Genomic DNA, 14,681 nt, shown 5'->3' on the forward strand with positions numbered 1-14,681 from the left:
GGCTCACCGCTCACGGTCCGAGTGGCCCAGGGACTTCCCCGGGGCCACTCGGTCGCGTACGGCCCGCTTCACGGCCGTCGGCTCGGGAAAGCCCTGCTCCCGGCGGTCCCAGACCACCTCGCCGTTCACCCGGACGACGAAGACGCCGCCCGTCCCCGGCCGCAGCGCCAGCTCGCTCAGCTCGGTCTCGAAGGTGGTCAGCAGCTCCTGCGCCAGCCAGGCGGCGCGGGGCAGCCAGCGGCACTGCGTGCAGTACTCGATCTCGACGCGTCGCGCGTCCACGGGGCCCTCCGTCATCCCAGGTGCACCGACCAGTCCTGTTCCGCCGCCGGTTTGCCGTGCAGGTCGGGGACCCGCTTGAGCCAGTCCGGCCGGCCCCGCTGGGTGCGCTCCGCGCGCCGGGCCTCCTCGGCGGCGAGCTCCTCGCGGCTGGGGAACCCGGTGGGCAGCCAGGCCTCGGAGACCCGCACGCGCGCGTGCAGGTGGTCCACGTACGCCTGGCGCGCCTCGTCCGGCGTGCCGCGTCCCGCCTCGGGCACCAGCCAGGCGTCCGGTACGGCGGCCGTGACCTCGCGCAGCAGGTCCGGCGTCACCCGCGGCGCCAGCTCGGCGTCGGCCGCGCGGACGTCCGGCCCGTAGTGGCCGAGGGCGTGGTGCCGGAAGTCGTAGGCCCTGGCGGGGTCCGCGCCGTCCCAGCGGTGGTGGAAGACCAGGGCGGCGCCGTGGTCGATCAGCCACAGACGAGGCGGCACGGTCCCCAGGGTCGGCCAGACCATCAGGTTGGAGCTGTGCACCGTGCGGTCCACGTTGGCGGTGAGCGCGTCCAGCCAGACGATCCGCCCGGCCTCCACCGGGTCCACGTCGAAGGTCTTGGCCACCTCGGGGGTGAAGTCCCGCGCCCCCGGCAGCCAGTCCATGCCGAGATTGACACCGGCGCTCGCGCCGTGGAGGTCGCGCACCTCCTGGTGCGGCTCGTCCCCGGCGATCGCCGGGTCGAAGTGCACCAGCACCAGCTCCGGGAACCGGAACCCCAGCGCCCGCGCCAGCTCCCCGACGATCACCTCGGCGACCAGCGCCTTGAGCCCCTGCGCGGAGGCGGTGAACTTCACGACGTAGGTCCCGAGGTCGTCGGCCTCGACCAGTCCGGGCAGCGAACCGCCCTCACGCAGCGGCGTGATGTAGCGGGTGGCGGTGACCTCGGTCAGCATTTCCCCAGGTTACGCGATCTCATGACCTTACAATCCGTGACTTTCCCGGATCCCCCCCGCTCCAGGAGGAGTCCGGCACGGAGGTGAACACCGGTCCCGTGGCGCACGGGGCCGCGTGGAAGCGTCAGGAACGCGCGGCACGGAGGACGAGGGCGGCGGTGGCTCCCGGGGAACCGGAGGGGAAGCCGTGAACTCCGGGCAGCGTCGCCGTGCGGCCGTCGGGTGCCCGCCGCGCCGCCTGCTCCACCCAGCCGGGCGGCGCGAGAGGATCGTGCGCGCCGCCGGCGAGCAGGACGGGACAGGCGGCGTGCGGAATCCGGCACTCACCGGCGAAGGGGCCACCGGCCGCAGACGACTCTGCCGCCCGCCCGGGCCGTTCGCATCCGCGGTACCCGCCCGCGCCGTCGTCACGGCACCCGGCGCCCGGCGTCGCGGGGGCCGCCTCGCCGCTCTCGGGGACACCTGCCGGGGGCGTCACCGCGCGGGCGGACGGCTTGAGTCACCGGCCGGCGAGGCGACCGAACGGGGTACCCGGTACGCCGTCGGGACGCACCGACGGCGGCGTCAGGAACGCGGCTCCGGCGGCCGGCGGCCGGAGCCGAAGACCTCCTCGGCCGGCCGGCCGGATTCACCGGCCCGCGGATCGGTCACCACCACCTCGTCCCCGGCCCGCAGGGGGGTACGAGGGCTCAGTGACACCAGCTCACCGTCCCTGACGACCAGGGAGACCCAGACGTCGGGGGGAAGCCCGAGGTCCGCGAGGGGGGTGTCCTCGGCGGCCGCACCGGGCCGGACCCGGTAGCGGCGCACCCCGGAAGGAGGATTCTTCAGGCGGACGCCGAGGGGCCACGGCCGCAGCGGCGTCTCGGTCAGCGGGATGCCACAGCGCCGGGCCAGCCACGGGATCAGCGTCCCCTGGACGACGACGGAGGCCGCGACCACCACGAACACGATCGCGTAGGTGGACTGGCTGTGGGCGGCGTGGCCCGTGACCAGGAAGCTGCCCAGCAGGATCGGCACGGCCCCCTTCAGCCCGGACAGCGCCAGGAACACCCGCTCACCGCCGCGCAGCCGCACCGGCAACAGCATCAGCAGCATGACGGCGGGGCGCACCACCACCAGGGTGACCGCCGCCATGACGGCACCGTCGACGAAGGTGTCGACGCCCCGGAAGTCCGCGAGCGTCACCGTCAGTCCCAGCGTGGTGAAGGCGGCGATCTCGCCCAGGCTGGCCAGCGCACCGTGGAAGCGTCCGATCTCCCGTTCGAAGGGCAGGTCCCGCTCCGCGAGCAGGAGCCCGGTGGCGAAGACCGCGAGGAATCCGGAACCGTGCGCCACGGTGGCCACGCCGTAGACCGCGAGGGCACCGGCCAGCACGGCCAGCGAGTACAGGCCGCCCTCCGGAAGGCGGACCCGCCGGAGCAGCCACCGCAGGGCGAGTCCGCCCGCGACGCCGATCGCGGTGCCGACCGCGAGCTGGACGGCGAAGACCAGGGCGACGTGACCGAACGCGGCCGAACCGGTCCGGCCGCCCAGTTCCAGCACCCCGGCCAGCAGGGCCACGCCCGCCGGGTCGTTCAGCCCCGCCTCCCCGTTCAGCAGGGTGCCGCTGCGGCCCCGCACCTCCTTGCGGCCCAGCGCCGAGAAGACCGCCGCCGGGTCGGTCGGGGCCAGGGCGATGCCGAGGAGCATCGCGGCGTGCCAGGAGAAGTCCAGCAAGAGGTGCGCCAGCGTACCGGTCGCCCCGGCGATCACGACGGTGCCGACCAGGCCCATCCAGGACGCGGCCGCCAGCGACGGCCGCAGCCTCCGCCAGCCCAGTGAGGCACCGCCGTCGAGCAGGATGAAGATCAGCGCCACGGTGACCAGTTGCTGGGCGGCGCCCAGCGGGATCGCGGGCACCGCGGGCACCAGCTCCGACACCGCGATCGCGGCGAACAGGAAGAACGCGGGAGCGGGCACCCGGGTGCGTGCGCTCACCGGATGGAAGACGAGAGCCGCCGCCACCACCGCACCGGCGACCAGCAGTACCCAGCCGAACGACTCGAGTTCGTGCGTCATCCCTGCCGACCTCACCCCTCACCGAGACACCACCGAACGCCCCGGGTTCCCCGGCGCCGCCGGCGAACCACGCCGTCGGCCGGCGAACGCCCCGCTGTCGGCCGTCGCCTACTCCGCGGGCTGAGTCATGGCGGAAGCGCGGGGTACCCGCCGGGCCGTTCACGTCCTCCGGCATGAGGAGAACTCATGGGAGCGTTGATCAAGAAGACGGCGTTGACTGCCGCGGCCAAGCAGTTCCTCGTCACGAGGACGACGGCGAGGGCCGCGAAGCCGGCTCCGACCCGGCCTTTGCAGGCCGTTCGCGCGCTGGGCGGCGAGAACGTCGTCGACGTGCTCACCCGCCAGCACCGGCAGATCAAACACGGGTTCCTGCGAGCGGCTCTGCCCGGGCCGCAGCGCCGCCGGAACTTCGAGGGGCTGATGCGTCTGCTGGCCGTCCACGAGGCCGCCGAGGAAGCGCATGTCCACCCCGTGGCCCGCCGGGCGCTCACGCATGGGCGCGAGCTGGCTGCCCGCCGTCGCCACGAGGAAAAGGAGGCCAAGCGCATGCTGGTCCGGCTGTGGCGCACCGGTCCGTACGGCCACGGCTATCTCCGGCAGCTCAATGAAGTCCGCCGCGCCGTCGTCGGCCATGCGGCGCGTGAGGAACGGGAGGAGCTGGCCGCGCTGGGCAAGGCGCTCAGCCCCGCACGGCTGCGCATGCTGGGCGCGGAGGTCAAACTCACCCAGGCCTACGCACCGACCCGGCCGCACCGCTGGGCCAACAACGAGATGGCGAGCAAGCTGGCCGCGCCGGTGCTCGGCCCCCTGGACCGGGTCCTCGACGCCGCCCACGGCCGAAAGACCGCCTGACGACCACGCCCCGGGGTCGCCGGTTCCGCGGACCGCGGGCCCGGCCCCGGGTGACGTGCGGCTGGTGTCCGCTCAGGCCTCGTGGCGTTGCAGGACGTCGCCCGTCCTCGCGTTCACGAGGTGGACGGTGGCCTGCTCGTCACGCACACCCACGGCGCTGACCTTCCAGACCGGGGCGCCGTCACGCCGGTCCAACTCGATCGCCTTGATGACCTCACCGTTCTCCGTGTCGGCGACTTCACGGGCCGCCTGGCCCGGCAGGAGCGTGGCCTCCTCGAGAAGCCGCCGCAGGTCCTGCCGCTCGGCGTCCGTCAGGGCGGGGCCGGAACTCCTCCCCAGCACCTCGCCGCGAGTCGCCTCGACGCGCACGGTGGTGAGTCGCCCCTCCTCGTCGGCGACCCGGCTCTCCCACACGGGCGACACCGAAGCGGGGTCCTTCAGGTCGAGGGCGACCAGCTCACCGCCGGAGACCTCGGCCACGGACAGGCGGATCGCCCGCTCGTAGTCCACCTCGACCATGTCGTACCGCTCGTGGGGATCGTTCAGCGGTTCGTCCCGGCCGCAGCCCACCAGCAACCCCAGGGCCACGACGGGCGCGAAGAGGATCACGGCGAGCCGCCTCCACACCCGTCCGCCTGCGTATCGGGAGAAGGTCTCCATCGCTGCCATGAGAGCCGTGTATCCATCGCCATCGGCGCAAACCGGGAGTATGTGGTGCTTTCCCGTTCACCTCATCCGTGTCCGATCTTCCCTTCAGTCACGTTTCCCTTCAGTCACGCAGCCGTGCGCAGCGGGTTGGGCAGCGGGCGGTAGCGGGACGCCGCGCCGTCGGCGTTGGTCCAGCGCAGGAGGAGGTTGGTCTTGCCGGGGAGGGTGGGCGAGGCCAGCAGGGCGGGGATCTCCGGGAGGTCGTGGCGGGCCAGGGCGCGGCGGGCGGCGGGCCAGGGGTCGAGGCCGGGGTGGTGCTCGGCGAGGGCGGTGGCGATCTCGCACAGGTGGTTGACGACCAGGCAGTACACCAGCCGCTCCCAGCCGGCTGCCCGGCCCACGTCCCGCAGCAGCTTGACGCCCTCGGCGTCCCGGAACAGGGCCTGCACCGGGGTGCCGGCGCGGTCCACGGCGACCAGGGTGTTCTGGAGGTGGGCCTCCAGGACGACGCCGTGGCCGTGGAAGGCGGTCAGGACCGGTGGTACGACGGCGTCCAGGTAGGCCTCCCACCAGGCCGCCGGGTCCGGGGCCGCGGGCAGCGGGCTGTCCGGGAAGCCCTCCGCGAGGGCGGCGGCCAGCAGCGGCGTCGCCCCGGCCAGCAGGTGGCCGCGCAGCCCGCCGCGGACGAGGACGGCCAGCTCCTCGAAGGCGAAGCCGGCGGTGCGGTACCCGCGGTCGGTGAGCCAGGCGGCCGGCGGGCCGATCGCGGTGAAGGCGTCGGCGACCGCCGTGTCGGTACGGCGCAGGGCGCGCAGGTCGTGGCGCCACAGCCGCCGGATGTCGTTGGTGATGCGCACGTCGAGGCTGAACTTCAGGAACAGGTCGCGGCCGGGGGCGTACACGGTGCGGATCGCGGCCGTCGGCCAGACGGGGAAGGGTGTGGTGCCGAGCCGGATCAGCCGGCCGTCGGCGAAGGCCGGGGCCAGGGCGGCGCCGGTCAGGTCGAGTTGCCAGGGGTGAGCGGGCAGCAGGCGGTAGCCGGGGGGTGCCTCGCCGAGGGCGTCCAGGGCGGAGGTGTCGCCCTCCTCGGCGACCGTGTCCTCGCGCACGCCGAGGAGGGCCATCGGGAAACGGGCGTGCGCCTCGGGCGCGTACGGCAGCCAGCCGGTGTGCGGTCCGCCGCCGCGCGCCTTCGGGGCGGGGTGCTGGGGGTGACCGGTGATCAGGGACTGCTCGGAGCGCAGGTACGGGTCGTCGGGCGGGGTGGCACGCGCGCGTGCGGTCAGCAGTGCGGCGACCGCGTCCCGGCTGTCGATCATCTCGGTGGGCAGCTCGTGGTTGGGCAGGCCGGTGTGCCGGCGCAGTTCCTCGGCGACGATCTTGACCAGTTCGGTGTGGCCGACGCGGTGCCAGGCGCCCGCCGCGTGCACCTCGGGCTCGGCGGGCCGACGTCCGCCGCGCACGCGCAGCAGCCTGCCCCCGGGCAGCCGGTACACCTGCCGGTCGCCGGCGCCGGGAGCGGGTTCCGCCACTTCCCGCAGCAGGCAGTTCAGCAGCGGCGCGGTGGCGCAGGCGTCGGCGCGGCTCGCGGTGTCGGCGGGTGGGGGCTGGCGGTCCACGCGGTCCACTCGTTCCTTACGGTCTGTCATAGGGCGGAGACGATCAGTATGTCGCTCGTCGTCGTCCGCCGTGCCGTCCCACCCGTACCCGAGGAGCCCGACCGTGCACCGTCCCCCCACCGCCGAGGCCGAGGTCGCCGACGAACTGCTCGCGCTGCGCCCCGGTCTCGTCCCCCGGTTCACGGCCGCGCTGCCCGGCGCCCGTGCGGCCGTGCTGACCCGGCTGTGGCGTGCGCTGGTCCACGAGCCGCTGCCGTGGATCGCGCACCGGGGGCCCGAGGGCGGCGGATGCGAACTGCGGCTGGCGGACGGCCGCCGGCTGCGCGGTCCGGTCGCCGACCCCTACGGCACCGGCGCCCGGGTCGAGGCCGTGCACCTGGACGGTGTGGCGTACGACGACCCGGCGCGGCTGACGACGGCCCTCGCCGTACCGCACTCGGCGGGGTTCGCCGCCGAACTGGGGCACGGTGTCGCGTCGTTGGCGCTGTCCCGGACGGCCGGGGAGCCTCACCCGGACGAGTGGCCGGGCACGGACTGGGAATGGGAGCGGCGGGTGGTCGACGGGCACCCGTTCCACCCCAACTGCCGTTCCCGGCCCGGGTTCTCGGTGGCCGAGCAGCTCGCCTACGGGCCCGAGCACGGCCCGGTGGTGCGGCTCGGTCTGGTGCCGGTCCGGGCGGCGGAGTGCCTGGTGACCGGCGCCTGGCCCGCCCAGCTGCGGGACGCGGACCGGCTGCTGCTGCCGGTGCATCCGTGGCAGGCGGCCCATGTGCTGAAGCGGCCGCAGGACCCGGACGGGGCCGACGGACCGGACGCGGCCGAGGGCCCGGGCACGGGCGAGGGGCTGGACGCGCACCCGCTGATGTCGCTGCGCACCCTCGCGGTGCCCGGCGGACCGCATGTGAAGACGGCGCTGAGCGCCCGGCTGACCTCGTCGGTGCGGGACATCTCCGTAGCCTCCGTCGCGGCCTCGGCGACCCTGTCGGCGTTCGGCGAGACGCTGGCGGCGCGCTCGGAGGGGCTGCTGCACCTGACCCGCACGCTCGCCGCCGCCACTCCGCACTCCCCCGATCTCGCCGCCGTGCTGCGCGAGTCGCCGCGGGTGTACGCGGCACCCGGCGAGCACATCGTCCCGGTGGCCGCGCTGCCGACGACCCGGCTGCCGGGCCGTCCCGCCTGGCTGTCCCGCTTCGCCCGGCTCGCGCTGAGGGCCGGCCTGCGGATGCTGGAGCTGGGCGTGGCCCTGGAGGCGCACGGCCAGAACCTGCTGGTGGTGCTCTCCCCCGACGGTGAGCCGCTGCGCCTGGTCTACCGCGACCTGGCCGACATCCGGGTCAGCCCGGCCCGGCTGGCCCGGCACGGCGTCCCGGTCCCCGAACTGCCCGCCCGGATGGTCACGGACGATCCGACGACGCTGCGGCGCAAGCTGTTCGGCTCCCTGGTGGCCGGCGCGCTGGCGTCGGCGGCCGGGTCCCGGGCGGCGCTGCGGGCGGCGCTGGAGCCGGCCGTGCGGGACCTGCCGCGCACGCCGGACCTGGTGGCGCTGTGCGAGGAGCCGCTGCCGGCGAAGGCCCTGACGCTGATGCGGCTGACTCCGGACCGGATCGGGGACCTGTGGACACGGCTGCCCAACCCCCTGCGGTGAGCGGGCCGTCGGCTGCGCCGACCCCGTTTTGGAACGGACCGGGAATGATCAATAGGATCCGCCGATGATCACAACAAGACGGCTGGCGGCGGGCGTCTGCGCCCTGGTCGCCGCGCTGACGGCCGGGCTCGCGTTCCCGGCCGCGGCGAGCGCCGGCGAGACCACGGACGACGACGCGCCGAAGGTGAACCTCGTACTCGACGTCAGCGGGTCGATGCGGACGCGGGACATCGACGGCGGCACGCGCATGGCGGCGGCGAAGCAGGCGTTCAACGAGGTGCTGGACGCGACGCCCGAGAAGGTGCGGCTCGGCATCCGCACCCTGGGCGCCGACTACGCGGGCGACGACCGCGAGCGGGGCTGCGAGGACACCGCGCAGCTCTACCCGGTCGGCCCGCTCGACCGCACGGAGGCCAAGACGGCCGTGGCGACCCTGGTGCCGACGGGCTGGACGCCGATCGGGCCCGCGCTGCTGAAGGCCGCCGACGACCTCGACGGCGGCACCGGCTCCAAGCGGATCGTGCTGATCAGTGACGGTGAGGACACCTGCGCCCCGCTGGACCCGTGCGAGGTGGCGCGGGAGATCGCCGCCAAGGGCATCGGGCTGACCATCGACACCCTCGGCCTGGTCCCCAACGCCACGATGCGGCGGCAGCTCAGCTGTATCGCCGAGGCGACCGGCGGCACGTACACCTCGGTGGAGCACACCGACGAACTCACCGACCGGGTCAACGAGCTGGTGGACCGGGCGGCGGACCCGGTGGTGACGCCGACGCCCGCCGAGGGCGCGGACCGCTGCACGAAGGCGCCGTCCCTGGCGTCCGGTCTCTACACCGACCGCGGGGGGTTCGGGCAGCAGCGCTGGTACCGCGTCGAGGTGCGCCCGGGGCAGGAGCTGCGCGCCTCGGTGAGCGTGGCCGCCGACCGGGCCGTGGCGCCGTCCTACGGGGTGCTGCTGCGGGCCGTCACGGTCCACGGCCGGGAGATCGTGCGCGGCGAGGCGGCGGGCGACGGCCGCACGGACGTGATCTCGACGGGGCTGCGGTATCCGAAGGCGGAAGCCGATGACGGTGACGAGGCGTCGGCCGAGACGGTGTGCCTCCAGGTCACCCACTCCTTCGCGGCGGCCTCCGGGGAGAAGACGACGCCCGGCCTGCCGCTGGAGCTGACGGTGGACCTCGTGGCCGGTCCGGGCGAGGCGGACGACGTGGCCTCCTTCGGTCTCGGGCGCGGCTGGTGGCTGCTCGGCGCGCTGGTGCTCACCGGCTTCGTCGCCGGTCTGCTGTGGGGTTGGCTGTCACGCTGGCGGGTCGCGGTCTGGAGGACCAACTGATGCGTATCGCACGGACGCTGGGCGCGGCCCTGCTGGCGGCCGGTGTGGCCGCGGCGCCCGCCGTCGCCGCCGAGGAGGACTCCGCGCCCGACCGGGCGGGCACCTCGTTCCGGACGGCGGCCGGGATACCGCAGGGGCGGACGGCCACGGCGAACGCCTCCGCGGGCGACTACCTGTACTGGTCGTTCCCGGCGGACGCCGGTCAGCGCCCCACGGTGCGGGCGAAGGTGACGCTGCCCGAGACGCACGCCGCCGAGACCTGGCGGATCGACGTGTACGACGGGCTGCGCCGCAGGCAGGCCTGCCAGTACGGCGCCCAGACACGCACGGCGGCGGCGGACGCGGCCTCCGTGGAGCTGGCCTGCGTCCTGCGCACGGTCCGCGCCTGGTCCCAGCCGTGGGCGAACGACCCGCTGCCGGGCACGTACTACGTCCGGCTGACGGCCGTGGACGTGCCCACCTCCGACCGGGGCCTGCGGGTCGGCGCCGAGGTCCGGGTGGACTCCCGGGACATGGGCGGGGCGGCGGCGGTGGACGGCTCGCTGGGCGAGCCGCTGGTGCCGGGCATCGCGACGGCGTCCCCGGCCGAGGAGGGCGAACGAGAGGACGAGCGGGAGGAGTCCGCCGCCGCGGCGGGCGAGGCGGCCGTGCTGTCCGCCGTCGAGCCCGAGGACGGCTGGTCGTCCGGCTGGTGGTCGGACCGGTGGGTCTGGACGGCGGTGGGCGGCGCCCTGGCCGCGCTGGCCGGCGTCGGCGGCTACACCCTGACCCGCGGCTCGGGCCGCCCGCGCCGCGTGCCGCCACCGGGCGCCTGACGCCCGGCGGGAACCGGCACGGCGGATACGCGGCCGGTTCCCCGGCCGGTCACACCTCGCGCAGGGACTTGGCCAGGGGCCCGTCACCGGTCACCTCGGCGCGGCCGGCGCGCACCGCGTCCGTCAGGCTCAGCTCGCCCCGGCCGACGGCGGCGCACGTGGCGGCGTCCAGCACGACCCGGGCGTCCGGCTCACCGGGCGCCGGGCCGTCGCCGTGCACGGGCCCGTCCTCGGCACCGACCCACAGGTGGAAGTCGCCCTCCTCCAGCCGGACCTCGACCAGGCCCCGTTCGCCGTCGAGGCAGCGCAGCAGGGGCAGGGCGAACCAGTGCGCCCGTACGGCGTCCGTGGGCCGCCGCTCCCCCAGTTCGCCGGCGCCCCACTCGCCCAGCGCCTGGAGCACCGGCAGCAACGCGCGTCCGCGGGCGGTGAGTTCGTACACGTAGGCCGCTCCGGGCGGGGGCAGCCGGCGGCGCGTCGCCAGTCCGTCGCGCTCCATGTCCTTCAGCCGTGAGGCGAGGACGTCGGTGCTGACGCCCGGCAGGTCCGCGTGCAGATCGGTGTAGCGCCTCGGCCCGGCGAGCAGCTCGCGGACGATCAGCAGGGTCCAGCGGTCGCCGACCAGGTCCAGGGCGCGGGCGACGGAGCAGTACTGGTCATAGCTTCGGCGAACGCGGGGTGACATGCGAGGCAGTCTAGACAAGTTGTTGGACTTTCCAAGCTCCCACTTGGTAAAACCAAGCAACACCAGATACCGGAGGGGAAGCGGCGCATGGAGTTCCGGCAGTCGAACAAGCTCAGCGAGGTCTGCTACGAGATCCGCGGCCCGGTGATCGAGCAGGCCAACGCTCTGGAGGAGGCGGGCCACAGCGTCCTGCGCCTGAACACCGGCAATCCGGCGCTGTTCGGCTTCGAGGCGCCGGAGGAGATCCTCCAGGACATGATCCGGATGCTGCCGCAGGCGCACGGCTACACCGACTCCCGCGGGATCCTCTCCGCCCGCCGCGCCGTCGCCCAGCGCTACCAGACCCTCGGTCTGGAGGTCGACGTCGACGACGTCTTCCTCGGCAACGGCGTCTCGGAGCTGGTCTCCATGGCCGTGCAGGCCCTGGTCGAGGACGGCGACGAGATCCTCATCCCCGCCCCCGACTTCCCCCTCTGGACGGCGGTGACCACCCTCGCGGGCGGCAAGGCGGTCCACTACCTGTGCGACGAGCGGGCCGAGTGGTACCCGGACCTGGCCGACCTGGAGTCGAAGATCACCGACCGCTCCAAGGCCGTGGTGATCATCAATCCCAACAACCCCACCGGCGCGGTCTATCCGAAGGAGATCGTCGAGGGGATCCTCGACCTCGCCCGCCGCCACGGCCTGATGGTCTTCGCCGACGAGATCTACGACCAGATCCTCTACGACGACGCCGTCCACCACTCGGCCGCCGCGCTCGCCCCCGACCTGGTGGTGCTGACCTTCTGCGGGCTGTCGAAGACCTACCGGGTGGCCGGCTTCCGCTCCGGCTGGCTGGTCGTCACCGGCCCCCGGCAGCACGCGAAGGACTACCTGGAGGGCCTGACCATGCTGGCGTCCATGCGGCTGTGCGCCAACGCACCGGCACAGTACGCCATCCAGGCCGCGCTCGGCGGCCGGCAGTCCGTCCGGGAGCTGACCGCGCCGGGCGGGCGGCTGCGCGAACAGCGGGACGTGGCCTGGGAGAAGCTGAACGAGATCCCCGGTGTGTCCTGTGTGAAACCGAAGGGCGCGCTGTACGCCTTCCCGCGCCTCGACCCCAAGGTCCACGCGATCCACGACGACGAGAGGTTCGTCCTGGACCTCCTGCTCCGCGAGAAGATCCAGGTCGTCCAGGGCACCGGCTTCAACTGGCCGTCCCCCGACCACTTCCGCATCCTCACCCTGCCGCACGCCGAGGACCTGGAGGCGGCGATCGGGCGGATCGGGCGCTTCCTGAGCGGGTACCGGCAGTAGCCGCCCGCCCGGGGCGAGCGGCCGGGGCTCAGCGGTAGTAGGTGTCGAACGTCCCGATCCACGACGCCGCCGCCGGCAGGACGGTCAGCTGCACGCCCGCCGTGATCCAGCAGCGGCCGAGCACCGCGGTCCCGAAGCTCCACCACGCCGTGGCGTACAGGGTGCTCACGGCCGCGGCCTGGTAGCCCTGTCCGGTGGGGTCCATCATCCCGGGGTAGCCCATCCAGTCCTCGGTGAAGACGCCGTCGCTGCCGAACACGAGGACCGCCGACACCAGCCACAGGTCGGCCAGGAGGGCGAACACGGCGAGCGCCCGGTCGAAGCGCAGGTAGGCGGGTGTCGGCAGCAGCAGCCGCAGCGCCGGGTGCCCGTCGCGCCGCAGCCAGTCCAGGCGCCGGACGCGCACGAGGGTGGCGGCGCAGTAGCCCAGCGCTCCCGCGGCCACCAGCCATCCGGACATGAAGAACAGCGCCAGGAGCGGCATCGCCAGACCCATGCCCGTTCAGATGCCGTCCCGCGCGGCACGGTTCCGGGCGGGGGCGACGTAGCCTGTGCGGCATGGGTGATCTCTTCCTCGTGCGGCACGGCGAGACCGAGTGGTCGCGCTCGGGGCGGCACACCGGGTGGACGGACGTACCGCTGACCGACCGGGGGCGCGACGAGGCACGGCGGCTGGTGCCGCTGATCCGGTCGCACCGGATCGGGGCCGCGTTCGTCAGCCCGCTGCAACGGGCGCGGGAGACGGCCGAGCTGATCGGACTGCACGACGTGCGGGTCGACGCGGACCTGCGGGAGTGGGACTACGGCGGCTACGAGGGGATCACGACCGTCGAGATCCAGCGGTCCCGGCCGGACTGGTTCCTGTTCACCGACGGCGTCCCGCCCGGTTCCGCGGACCACCCCGGGGAGAGCCCGGAGCAGGTCGGTGAGCGGGCCGACCGGGTGCTGGCCAGGGCCGAGGCGGCCTTCGCCAACACCGAGGGGTGCGTGGTGCTGGTGGCGCACGGCCACTTCCTGCGCGTGCTCACCGCGCGGTACCTGCGGCTTCCGCCGTCGTCCGGGGCGCTGTTCCAGCTGGCCACGGGGACGCTGTGCCGGCTGGGCACGGAGCACGGGCGGCCGGTGATCGCCGCCTGGAATGTCAGACCCCCGGCGTAGTCTGCGAGCAGACCGGCCGCTCGGGCCGGAGCCGGGCAGGTGCGGGCCCGAGCCGGGGAGGAGGACGCCGTGACACGACCGCCGACCGCCGCGCAGCGCCGGCTCATCGACGCCGCGGACCCCGTCACCGGACGGCTGAGGGGGACACCGGCACAGCTGGCGGCACTGGTGAAGCGGGGGTTCGCCTTCCGTCATCCCCGGCCGCCGCACGACCACTTCCTGACGCCGGCCGGGCACCGCGTACGGGAGGGGGCGGCGCCCCCGACGGCACGGCACGAGCCCGCCGCGCGGCCGGAGGGCGGCGGGCGTCCGGACGGCGGCGGGCGTCCGGCGGACGGTGTGTTCGCCGCGCGGGTCGGCGGGGAGGAGTCGGGGCCCACCGGCCCGGCGCGGCTGCGCGAGGTGCGCGGCGCCTGGCAGGGGCTGCTGGAGTTGCGCCGGATGACCCGTGCGGACGGTGACGCCGAGCGGCCCTGCGGCTGGGAGCGGACGCATCTGGTGCAGGCCGCGGCGCTCGCCCTGGAGGCCGCCGGGCACCGTCCGGCCAACGCCTCCGGCCAGGACGGCGGCTACCGGGTGCGGGCGACACCGCAGCCGGACGCGGTCGCCGTGTACGAGCCGGCGGCCGAGGCCCTGCGGGCCTGCGCGCGCACGCTCGAGCGGGCCGGCTGGCAGGTCGGGGAGCACACGGAGCCGCGGAGCCGGGCCCGCTACCTGCTGGCCTCCCCGCGCAGGGGGTGAGGGGCGTGAGCATGAGCGGCGTGACAGGATCGTCCGACGGCAGCGACCATGACGAGCGGCCGCGACCAGACGCGCGGCCACGCCATCACGAACAGCCGGACGAGAGAGGGCCATCCGTGAGCGAGCCGTTCTCCGTTCCCGTGACCGTCCGCGGGTACGAGACCGACACCCAGGGCCACCTGAACCAGGCCGTGTACCTCAACTACGCCGAGCACGCCCGCTGGTCGCTGCTCCAGGCGGCCGGCATCACCCAGGCCGCGCTGGTCGGCAGGGGCGTCGGGCCCGTGGCCCTGGAGACGACGATCCGCTTCCGGCGGGAGCTGCTGGCCGGCGACGAGGTGGAGGTGACGTGCGCCTTCGACTGGGGCGAGGGCAGGACCTTCCGCATCGAGCAGACGATCCGCAAGGCGGACGGCACGGTGGCGGCCGAGATCTCGGCGGTGGGCGGCCTGATGGACCTCACGGCGCGCAAGCTCGTCGAGGACCCCGCAGGGTACTTCCGCGAACTGGCCTCCGACCCGGCCGTCTTCGGCTTCCGACCTGCCTCGGCGCCCTCCCGTCCGGCGGGCGCCCAAGGAAACTGACTCCTGTTCAGCTTTCACCACGCTGAAAGTTCTCGC

The 14,681-nt window shown here is 74.5% G+C and carries 15 protein-coding genes; 8 read left to right on the plus strand and 7 right to left on the minus strand.

The genetic code is table 11. The annotated features are described in order from the left end of the window. Positions 1–3 precede the first annotated feature (3 nt). The 3 genes from ACZ45Q_RS12285 to ACZ45Q_RS12295 all read right to left on the minus strand — a co-directional run bounded on the left by ACZ45Q_RS12285 (position 4) and on the right by ACZ45Q_RS12295 (position 3,269). Positions 4–282, minus strand: coding sequence for an Rdx family protein (locus tag ACZ45Q_RS12285; RefSeq protein WP_468258804.1), 279 nt, complete (start codon positions 280–282; stop codon positions 4–6). 11 nt (positions 283–293) lie between these two features. Continuing rightward, positions 294–1,208, minus strand: a complete 915-nt coding sequence (locus ACZ45Q_RS12290) for a HipA family kinase (RefSeq protein ID WP_468258807.1) — start codon at positions 1,206–1,208, stop codon at positions 294–296. 564 nt (positions 1,209–1,772) lie between these two features. After that, positions 1,773–3,269: a cation:proton antiporter domain-containing protein gene (locus tag ACZ45Q_RS12295; protein WP_468258810.1), complete on the minus strand. Its 1,497-nt coding sequence runs from the start codon at positions 3,267–3,269 to the stop codon at positions 1,773–1,775. 186 nt (positions 3,270–3,455) lie between these two features. Here ACZ45Q_RS12295 and ACZ45Q_RS12300 point away from each other — a divergent pair, with 186 nt between their 5' ends. Next, entirely contained in the window at positions 3,456–4,121 is a 666-nt protein-coding gene (locus ACZ45Q_RS12300) for a hemerythrin domain-containing protein (protein WP_468258813.1), read from the plus strand. Between the two features lie 72 nt (positions 4,122–4,193). Here ACZ45Q_RS12300 and ACZ45Q_RS12305 read toward each other — a convergent pair whose 3' ends face one another. Next, positions 4,194–4,790, minus strand: a complete 597-nt coding sequence (locus ACZ45Q_RS12305) for a PepSY domain-containing protein (protein ID WP_468258815.1) — start codon at positions 4,788–4,790, stop codon at positions 4,194–4,196. A gap of 104 nt (positions 4,791–4,894) precedes the next feature. Further along, positions 4,895–6,397 carry an IucA/IucC family protein gene (locus ACZ45Q_RS12310; RefSeq protein ID WP_468259494.1) on the minus strand — a complete coding sequence of 501 codons (1,503 nt, stop codon included), beginning with the start codon at positions 6,395–6,397 and terminating at the stop codon, positions 4,895–4,897. Between the two features lie 94 nt (positions 6,398–6,491). Here ACZ45Q_RS12310 and ACZ45Q_RS12315 point away from each other — a divergent pair, with 94 nt between their 5' ends. From ACZ45Q_RS12315 to ACZ45Q_RS12325, 3 genes are all read left to right on the plus strand, one after another. After that, the gene (locus tag ACZ45Q_RS12315) at positions 6,492–8,033 is read left to right on the plus strand and encodes an IucA/IucC family protein (protein ID WP_468258818.1); all 1,542 of its coding nucleotides are present in this window, start codon (positions 6,492–6,494) and stop codon (positions 8,031–8,033) included. Positions 8,034–8,097: 64 nt separating this feature from the next. Then, positions 8,098–9,366 carry a VWA domain-containing protein gene (locus ACZ45Q_RS12320; protein WP_468258821.1) on the plus strand — a complete coding sequence of 423 codons (1,269 nt, stop codon included), beginning with the start codon at positions 8,098–8,100 and terminating at the stop codon, positions 9,364–9,366. Beyond that, on the plus strand, positions 9,366–10,181 hold the full coding sequence (locus ACZ45Q_RS12325) for a hypothetical protein (protein WP_468258824.1): 816 nt from the start codon (positions 9,366–9,368) through the stop codon (positions 10,179–10,181). The genes ACZ45Q_RS12320 and ACZ45Q_RS12325 overlap by 1 nt, the downstream gene beginning before the upstream one ends. A gap of 49 nt (positions 10,182–10,230) precedes the next feature. Here the strand turns inward: ACZ45Q_RS12325 and ACZ45Q_RS12330 are convergent, their stop codons facing one another. After that, the gene (locus ACZ45Q_RS12330) at positions 10,231–10,866 is read right to left on the minus strand and encodes a winged helix-turn-helix transcriptional regulator (protein WP_468258826.1); all 636 of its coding nucleotides are present in this window, start codon (positions 10,864–10,866) and stop codon (positions 10,231–10,233) included. 87 nt (positions 10,867–10,953) lie between these two features. Between ACZ45Q_RS12330 and ACZ45Q_RS12335 the strand changes: the two genes are divergently transcribed. Beyond that, on the plus strand, positions 10,954–12,162 hold the full coding sequence (locus tag ACZ45Q_RS12335; protein ID WP_468258829.1) for a pyridoxal phosphate-dependent aminotransferase: 1,209 nt from the start codon (positions 10,954–10,956) through the stop codon (positions 12,160–12,162). A gap of 28 nt (positions 12,163–12,190) precedes the next feature. Here the strand turns inward: ACZ45Q_RS12335 and ACZ45Q_RS12340 are convergent, their stop codons facing one another. Continuing rightward, positions 12,191–12,658 (minus strand): hypothetical protein, encoded by a 468-nt coding sequence (locus tag ACZ45Q_RS12340; RefSeq protein WP_468258831.1) that lies wholly within the window; start codon positions 12,656–12,658, stop codon positions 12,191–12,193. Between the two features lie 62 nt (positions 12,659–12,720). On the opposite strand from ACZ45Q_RS12340, the gene ACZ45Q_RS12345 reads away from it, so the two are divergent. The 3 genes from ACZ45Q_RS12345 to ACZ45Q_RS12355 all read left to right on the plus strand — a co-directional run bounded on the left by ACZ45Q_RS12345 (position 12,721) and on the right by ACZ45Q_RS12355 (position 14,645). Further along, positions 12,721–13,320 (plus strand): histidine phosphatase family protein, encoded by a 600-nt coding sequence (locus tag ACZ45Q_RS12345; protein ID WP_468258834.1) that lies wholly within the window; start codon positions 12,721–12,723, stop codon positions 13,318–13,320. A 69-nt stretch (positions 13,321–13,389) separates the two neighbouring features. Next, entirely contained in the window at positions 13,390–14,061 is a 672-nt protein-coding gene (locus ACZ45Q_RS12350; RefSeq protein WP_468258837.1) for a hypothetical protein, read from the plus strand. Between the two features lie 116 nt (positions 14,062–14,177). Further along, positions 14,178–14,645 (plus strand): acyl-CoA thioesterase, encoded by a 468-nt coding sequence (locus ACZ45Q_RS12355; RefSeq protein ID WP_468258840.1) that lies wholly within the window; start codon positions 14,178–14,180, stop codon positions 14,643–14,645. The last annotated feature ends 36 nt before the right edge of the window (positions 14,646–14,681 follow it).

The sequence above is a fragment of the Streptomyces sp. NPDC031049 genome (genome assembly GCF_055571015.1).